The following is a 1,127-nucleotide window of genomic DNA, read 5'->3' as shown; positions in this document are numbered from 1 at the left end:
GTTCTTTAACACAGCCATTTACATATTAACATGAAAAAAGGCTGCTCAACTTTTGAACAGCCTTTTACTAGTCTTATTGTTTTATTTTACTCCCTGAGGTATAGCTAAATTCAAGCCTTTCGCAATTCGCTCACCATACTCTGCATCCGCTTTATAAAAATGCTGAATTTGACGGAGTTTAATATCGTCTCTTTCAACTGGCTTCATTGCGCCAACAATGGTTGCAACGAGGCGTCCTCTTTCTTCTTCAGACATTAAGCGGTAGAGGTCACCAGCCTGAGTGTAATGATCATTTTGATCATAGGACACCTGCTCAGCTACACCTGAAACCTGGAATGCTGTCTGTTTATGTTCAGTTGCTTCTTTTGGTCCACCATAGCTGTTAGGCTCATAGTAAACTGAGCCGCCTCCATTATTGTCAGAACGCATTGCACCATCACGTTGATAGTTGTTCACTTCTGCCTTTGGACGATTAATCGGCAGTAAGTTATGGTTTGGTCCTACACGATAGCGATGGGCATCAGAATAAGCAAAAATACGACCTTGAAGCATTTTATCTGGTGATGCTTCGATACCAGGAACCATTGTTCCAGGAGAGAATGTCGCTTGCTCCACTTCAGCAAAGTAGTTTTCTGGATTGCGATTTAGAACCATACGACCTACTTCAATTAGTGGGTAATCCTTGTGTGACCATACTTTCGTCACATCAAATGGATCAAAACGGTACGTATCTGCATCTTCAAATGGCATGATTTGAACATGGAGTCTCCATGCAGGGAAGTCACCATTTTCAATAGCATTATATAAATCCTCTGTATGATAATCCGGATGGTCACCAGCTAATTTTGCCGCCACATCAGGTGACATGTTTTTGACACCTTGCTCCGCTTTAAAATGATATTTTACCCAAACTGCCTCACCCTCTTGATTTACCCATTTGAAGGTATGGCTACCGTATCCATTCATATGACGAAGTGTAGCTGGTAATCCACGATCACCCATTAAATATGTCACTTGGTGCAAGGATTCTGGTGATAAGGACCAGAAATCCCAAACTGCATTTGGGTTTTTCAAATGAGTTCTTGGATCTCTTTTTTGTGTATGAATAAAATCAGGGAATTTAATCG

The 1,127-nt window shown here is 41.1% G+C and carries 1 protein-coding gene; it reads right to left on the bottom strand.

Going from position 1 to position 1,127, the window contains the following annotated elements:
- Positions 1-81: 81 nt before the first annotated feature.
- Positions 82-1,127, bottom strand: a 1,046-nt coding sequence (locus ABES03_RS15705) for a catalase (RefSeq protein ID WP_430118342.1), incomplete at its 5' end; no start/stop codon positions are given.

The organism is Neobacillus rhizosphaerae (assembly GCF_050477885.1).
GTDB classification, from domain to species: domain Bacteria; phylum Bacillota; class Bacilli; order Bacillales; family Cytobacillaceae; genus Neobacillus; species Neobacillus rhizosphaerae_A.
Note: the sequence above shows the minus strand (reverse complement) of the source record. Positions and strands in the feature narration are given on the sequence as shown.